Raw genomic sequence first — 6,690 nt, 5'->3', positions numbered from 1 at the left:
ATATAAAAGAAATAAAAGAATATTTCAAAAAAGAAACATCTCATGAATTTAAAAATATTAGTTCATCTAAAAGAAAAGAAGTCTTTCAGTTGGATAATTTAATTGTTAAAATTGAAAAATCGGAATTTCCATATGAAGAATTTGTAAACACTATTTTTATAAAGAATCCCAATTCAACATATAAAATGGCATGCAAAAATGTAAAAACAATACAATTGATTATTAAAAATATATTGGATAATAATGGTATTAAAAATAAAAGATATTGTTTTTCTTCAAATTTTAACAAAAGTAATCCTTTCATAAATAAATCAATTACTAAAGTAGGGATTAATAAAATAAAGCATTTTTATATGATTTTATCTACTTCAGTATTCACTTCTGAATTAGATAATGAGGAAGATATTCAAATTAATATGAATCAAGCAAGTTATGTAACTGATGATTTTAATGATTTGAGAGATGTTGCCAATATTATTTTAGCTATGTAATTTTAAGGAGGTATTAATATGCAATCATTAACAATATTTGAGCCGGTGGTAGAAAAAGAATATAAAGATGAAGACTTAAAAAATATTAAAACATCAAGAAAAGAAACTATTAATGACAAAGAAGAAAGTTTGGAATTTCAACTATTTTTCAACGAAAAGATACAAGATTATATAAGGTGCCATATAAGAATGGAAGAACCCTTTGCTATTGAAGGTAGAATAGGAGAACAAGAAATATCTGAGGTAATTATAACCTCAACTTATGAGGCATTTCTTAACTTTAAAAACGGTATATTTTTGGTACTAGCAAATAAAAAAAGTGCAGAAATAATAAACAACCAATTTAATAACTACTATGGAACTAGTTCTGAAAAACATATAATAGATTTACAAGATATTATAAGTGAGTCAACAAATGTAAAAAGAACACAATTTAGAAGACTAACAATAGAAACTATTAATGGTAGTAGTTTATCAGGAAATAATGTCACTGATACTGAATTATATCGTACTATGTTAGATGCGGGTGAACTTAGTGCAATTGCAGTAACATATCCATACGATGGAGATGATGTTAGTTTTAGTATTTCTGACTCTGGTTCAATAGTTATTTTTAGCACGATGACTAATGAAGAAATTTTAAACTTTATAAAACAGCTGATTGAAGATATGAAAGATAAATAATATGAATTTTAAAACAAATTATAAAGTCAGTACTGGTACTGGTACTGGGACTGGGACGGGACTAAAAATTTGAAAACGTCCTATAATTAGATGGATTTAGTGGCATTAGAAAAAATAGAATCTAGTATTTTGAATGGTTTGGGATATATCGGACGTTTGGAAAAGAAGAATGGGAGTAAAAACATCGCAAGCGATGTTTTTACGTCAGCCCCATATATCGAGCACGAAGTGCGAAGATAGATGGATGGCTGCCCTTCTGCAGCGTAACGAAAAAGATGCGACCGAGTAGAGAGCATTTTTTTTGTGAAGTCGCTGAATGGGATTGAAAATCACGAATTGATTTTCAAGTTTGATATCGACCCACTCAAACGAAGAGACATTATAATAAAAATAAAGCTAGGACATCGCAAGCGATGTTTTTACATAAGCCCCATATATCGAGCACGAAGTGCGAAGATAGATGGATGGCTGCCCTTCTGCAGCGTAACAAAAAAGATTCGACCGAGTATAATGCTAGCAAAAATATCGTAGGCGATATTTTTGCGATAATCACTATTTATCAAGCAAAGGAACTTTGCGCAGTATAAATAGATGATTAAGCTTATGTCACAAATCCTAAAAAAACCTGACGAAAAGGAAGATTTTTTAGGTTTGTGGCTGGAGCATTTTTTTGTGAAGTCGCTGAATGGTACCCCCAATTATGCAGTAATTTTCAAGTATGATAGCGACCGACTCAAATGCATAGAATAAAAAATAGCTACTGGTACTCAAATGGTACTGGAAGTAAAAAAGAATAAACTAAATAATTCTTCCAAGTACTTTACATGAGGACAAAAAATAAGACCGTAGTTTCAAGCTGCGGTATTTTTGCCTACATATTACGAGGATTAATTTATTTTGACATCTCCAATGGATACTTTCAAATGCAACAAATAATATAAACCAGATTGCAAAAACCACTAATACAACTGGTGTCATTTACAAGAAAGATATTGATTATATGAGAGAAAAAATAGAAAAATTATCAAAAGAAATATGGGATATACATTCGTTATTATTGAATAACATCAAATAATTAAAGCTTTATTTTCATATTAAATAACTTTAGTAGTTATAAGACTCATAAATTAAAACTGATATATCGAAAATATTAGACTTATTTGGTATAATAGTTATACTGTTAAGAATGGAGGGAGAAAATGGCAACAATAAATCAAGTAAAAGAGCTACTCAAAGCTCATTTTAGTGATGATGGCGATAAATTTAAAGTAATAGCTTTACAAATAGCAGCTCATGAAGCCAAAGTAGGCCATACAAATAGTGCTAGAGAGATAAAGGCATTAGTGGAAAACTCTCCATCAGCTAAAAATAATGTAGTTAAATTTAATAATAACAACAAATCTTTAGGACTAAAATATTCCGATATAGGAATTGAAGAGCTTGTAGTTAGGAATTCATTAAAAAACAAGATTGATAGAATAATTTCAGAATATAAGAAAAGAGATGTTTTGTTAAAAAACGGTTTAAAAAACAGATCTAAATTATTGTTAGAAGGAGATCCTGGGACAGGAAAGACAATGACAGCATCAGTAATTGCATATGAATTAGGATTACCTTTATATTCCATACAAATCCACCATCTGATTTCTAAGTATATGGGAGAAACAAGTGTGAAGCTAAAAAAAATTTTTGATCAGATAAGAGAATATAGAGGGGTATATTTATTTGATGAATTCGACGCTATTGGTTCGGATAGAAGCTTTGATAATGACGTTGGAGAAATGAGAAGAATACTAAACTCATTTCTGCAATATATAGAAGAAGATGATTCAGCCAGTATAATAATTTGTGCTACTAATAACCCAAATATGTTAGACAAGGCATTATTCAGAAGATTTGATGATGTTTTTGAATATAAACTTCCAGATAAAGAACAAATAATAAGATTAATAGAAATTAATCTGTATGGTCTTGATTTAAAAAACATTATTACAGAAAATGTAATTAAAAACTCACTCGGACTTAGTCATGCGGATATAGTTACGGCGTGCAAAGAGGCTAAAAAATATGTTTTATTAAACGATAAAAAGATATATGAAACCATTTTATTGGATTTTATAAAAGAAAGAAAACAGTTTTTGCAATATAAAGAGGTTAGTCAATGACTAAAGAATTAAAAAAGCATTTTAGAATAAAAAAGAACAAAGAGTCAATTCCATTTTCACCAATCAATCGTCGAGGAAAGATAAATATTCCAAAAAGAGACAGGAAAAGTCATGCGGACTTACTTGAAAGTCAGTTTAAAAACATATGGGATAAAGAAGTATCAGATAGTCAAAAAGTCAGCTCCATTTCAAAAAGAGATGGAGTTTATTTGCAATTTAGAGGTAAAGAAAACTATAAATTGATTTTTAAAAGTTTAGAAGATACTCGTCAAAAAGTCAGGTTATGTAGCGTGAAAGAGGAAGACGGGATACAATATGCTACCGTTTTTGTTCCATTTAAAAAGAAAGACTTTTTCTTAAAGAAAATAAATAAATTTAAAGACAATGATAAAGGAACAGATGTTGTCGCATCTATTGAGTCGATTAATGAAGCTATGGTAAATGAATTATGGACAGATACTAAAGAGATTCCAATTAAAGATAAAGAAGCTTGCGAAGTTTGGCTTTCTGTTTATAGTAATAATACAACAGAAAAAGTAGTTGAAGAATTTTTTAACTTATGCAATCAACTTGAAGTTAAATATTACAAAAAATTTGTGGAATTTCCTGAACGTGTTGTAGTATCTATAATGGCAGATATTGGAATTCTAAAAACTATCTTAATGCATAGCGATCATATTGCGGAATTTAGGAAAAAAACTACTCCTGCGAGTTTTTTTATAAAAGAAAATACTAGACAGGAACAAAAAGAATGGGTGGATGAGCTTTTAAAAAGAGCATATTTTAAGGATTCGGATTTGTCTATTTGTATATTAGATAATGGTGTTAATAATGGGCATCCTTTAATAAGTCCAGTTTTAGATGATGGAGATATGCACACAACTTTTGACGATCGTATTTTACAAGATAATAGCTCGAATGGTCACGGGACAGGAATGGCTGGTATATCAACATATTTTAATTTAGAAGAAGCTTTAGGAAGTAATAATAATATAGAAATAAATCATAAATTAGAATCAGTTAGGTTTGTAGATGAAAATATAAAAAATGATGTTGATTTATATGCAGATGTAACATCTAGAGCTATTTCTCTAGTTGAAATAAGTAAGCCTAATAATAAAAGAGTAATTGCTATGCCAGTTACTGCGGGTTTTGATCCTAATGCTGACAAAAAAGACAAAAAATATTTTAGAGGGGATGGCAAACCCACTTCTTGGTCAGCAGGAATAGATAATTTAGCATTAGGAAATTATGGCGCTGAAAATACTGATTCAAGATTAATTATTATCTCAGCCGGAAATACAGAATGTTCTGAAATTGAAGAAGTTGATGATTATAAAGTAGCTGTAGCAACACACTCTGTAGAAGATCCTGCCCAGTCATGGAACGCTTTAACTGTAGGTGCTTTTACAAACAAATTTGGAATGATTGAGGATCCTTCATATAAATCTTTTATACCTTTAGTTGAAAAGGGAAGCTATTCTCCAGTTACCTCTTCTTCATTGATGTGGGAACACAAATGGCCGATTAAGCCTGAGATTGTATTAGAAGGTGGAAACGTAGGTTATAACAAAGACTCTGAAGACTTCAAATATGATAATTTTGAAGATTTAGAACTTCTTACAACTAATAAAAGCTATCATCTTGGAAAGTTATTTACAACGATGAATGGAACAAGCTCAGCCACAGCTCAAGCAGCTAACTTGGCAATAAGAATTATGAATGAATATCCTAATATATGGCCTCAAACTGTAAAAGCTATTATGGTACATTCTGCTAGATGGACCGATTCAATGATAAGACAAGCTTTCGGAGATAAGGAAATTAATAAGCTTACAAAGACAGAGTTAAGAGAATTGCTTCGAATTGTAGGATATGGTAGGCCTAATTTAAATCAAGCTTTATACAGCTTAAATAACTCAGTTAATTTAATTATTGAAGATGAACTTCAGCCTTTTAAAAAAAGTAAAAGTGTGGTAACAATAAATGAAATGAGTTTACATGAAATTCCATGGCCTAGTGAAGTTTTAATTGGTCTAGGAGAAACCCCTGTTAAGATGAGGGTTACATTATCATATTTTATAGATCCATCTCCTGGAGAGATTGGATGGGAGGATAAATATAGGTATCCAGGATGTAGATTATTTTTTGATGTTAATAATACAAATGAAGATAAAGAACATTTTTTATATAGAATAAATAATATAATTAAAGATGAAGAAAAAAGTAAGGGTATATCATACGACAATAAAAACGATAGTAATAGATGGTTATTAGGCACGAATAATAGGAATGTAGGCTCAATACATTCAGATATTTGGGAAGATACTGCAGCAAATCTTGCTGAAAACAGATATATAGCTGTATATCCAGGGGGAGGTTGGTGGAAAGAAAGAGGCTATCTAAAAAAATACGATTCAAAAATTAAATATTCGCTAATTGTAAGTATTTCTACACCTGAAGAAACTATAGACCTATATTCATCAATAGAAAATAAAATAAATATAGCCAATAAACTTAAAGTAGAAACACCTATTAATTTTTAAATAATATACCTTTGAATTGATTAAACAAATAACATGCACACCTAAAGAAAATAAAAACTTTAGGTGTATTTTTTGCCTTAACAAGTAGAGTTGTACGAAAACATATCATGAACGAGACTCTCATTAAAAAAATAAATAGTTATAGTACCAGGACATAGGGAGCATCTTTTTTATTTTGTCGCTGAATGGTCTTGAAAATCACGAAGTGATTTTCAAGTAATCTAAAGTCCAACTAAGACGAAGCAAAGCTGAGTCCGAAAAACTAAGCGAGAAAACTCAGGAGAGTTTTCGAGAGGAAAGTTGTAAAAAAATGGCTATTGATACTCAAATGGTACTGGAAGCGAAAAAGAATAAATTGAATAATAGTTCCAAGTACTTTACATGAGGATAAAAAATTAGACCGTACTTTCAAATGTAACAAATAACATAAACCAGATCGCAAAGGCAACTAATATAACTGGCCTTATTTACAAGAAAGATATTGATTATACGAGAGAAAAAATAGAAAAATTATCAAAAGAAATATGGCAGATTCATTCTTTACTGCTTAATAAATCAAAAGAAAGTTAAAGTAATTAGTATGGCAATTATAAAAATATATCCTATAAAATCAACTCTAAATTTAGCAATAGATTACATTATTAAGAGTGAAAAAACTGATAAAAAAACTTAGTATTTGACCTGAACCCGTAAACACGGAATAATTTAATAATATTTTAAGCGGAATGTAATCTGTACATAACAGGGGACATTCCGTTTAATTTTGTTTTAATCCTATCCTCATTGTACCATCTAATATATTTT

Annotated in this window: 5 protein-coding genes and 2 pseudogenes; 6 read left to right on the top strand and 1 reads right to left on the bottom strand. The window is 29.7% G+C overall.

Features of this window, described 5'->3' with window-relative positions:
• The 6 genes and pseudogenes from NH288_RS11025 to mobC (NH288_RS11000) all read left to right on the top strand — a co-directional run.
• A partial coding sequence (locus tag NH288_RS11025) for a hypothetical protein (RefSeq protein ID WP_265215344.1) occupies nt 1-491 on the top strand: 491 nt, incomplete at its 5' end.
• An 18-nt stretch (nt 492-509) separates the two neighbouring features.
• The gene (locus NH288_RS11020) at nt 510-1,175 is read left to right on the top strand and encodes a hypothetical protein (RefSeq protein WP_265215343.1); all 666 of its coding nucleotides are present in this window, start codon (nt 510-512) and stop codon (nt 1,173-1,175) included.
• Between the two features lie 901 nt (nt 1,176-2,076).
• Nucleotides 2,077-2,250: pseudogene (mobC, locus tag NH288_RS11015) on the top strand (plasmid mobilization relaxosome protein MobC); the annotation flags it as partial.
• Between the two features lie 124 nt (nt 2,251-2,374).
• Nucleotides 2,375-3,340: an AAA family ATPase gene (locus tag NH288_RS11010; RefSeq protein WP_106461522.1), complete on the top strand. Its 966-nt coding sequence runs from the start codon at nt 2,375-2,377 to the stop codon at nt 3,338-3,340.
• A complete protein-coding gene (locus tag NH288_RS11005; protein WP_265215341.1) occupies nt 3,337-5,886 on the top strand; it encodes a S8 family peptidase in 2,550 nt (849 codons plus the stop codon). The genes NH288_RS11010 and NH288_RS11005 overlap by 4 nt, the downstream gene beginning before the upstream one ends.
• A gap of 402 nt (nt 5,887-6,288) precedes the next feature.
• Nucleotides 6,289-6,456, top strand: a pseudogene (mobC, locus tag NH288_RS11000) (plasmid mobilization relaxosome protein MobC); the annotation flags it as partial.
• A gap of 146 nt (nt 6,457-6,602) precedes the next feature.
• On the opposite strand, the gene NH288_RS11455 reads toward mobC (NH288_RS11000), so the two are convergent.
• Entirely contained in the window at nt 6,603-6,683 is an 81-nt protein-coding gene (locus NH288_RS11455) for an IS3 family transposase (RefSeq protein ID WP_414731760.1), read from the bottom strand.
• Nucleotides 6,684-6,690: the final 7 nt, after the last annotated feature.

This window comes from Anaerococcus sp. NML200537 (genome assembly GCF_026131715.1).
Taxonomy (GTDB): domain Bacteria; phylum Bacillota; class Clostridia; order Tissierellales; family Peptoniphilaceae; genus Anaerococcus; species Anaerococcus kampingae.
Note: the sequence above shows the minus strand (reverse complement) of the source record. Positions and strands in the feature narration are given on the sequence as shown.

Coding starts and splice junctions, on each gene's coding strand:
- NH288_RS11020 (WP_265215343.1), top strand. CDS start 510: ATGCAATCATTAACAATATTTGAGCCGGTGGTAGAAAAAGAATATAAA.
- NH288_RS11010 (WP_106461522.1), top strand. CDS start 2,375: ATGGCAACAATAAATCAAGTAAAAGAGCTACTCAAAGCTCATTTTAGT.
- NH288_RS11005 (WP_265215341.1), top strand. CDS start 3,337: ATGACTAAAGAATTAAAAAAGCATTTTAGAATAAAAAAGAACAAAGAG.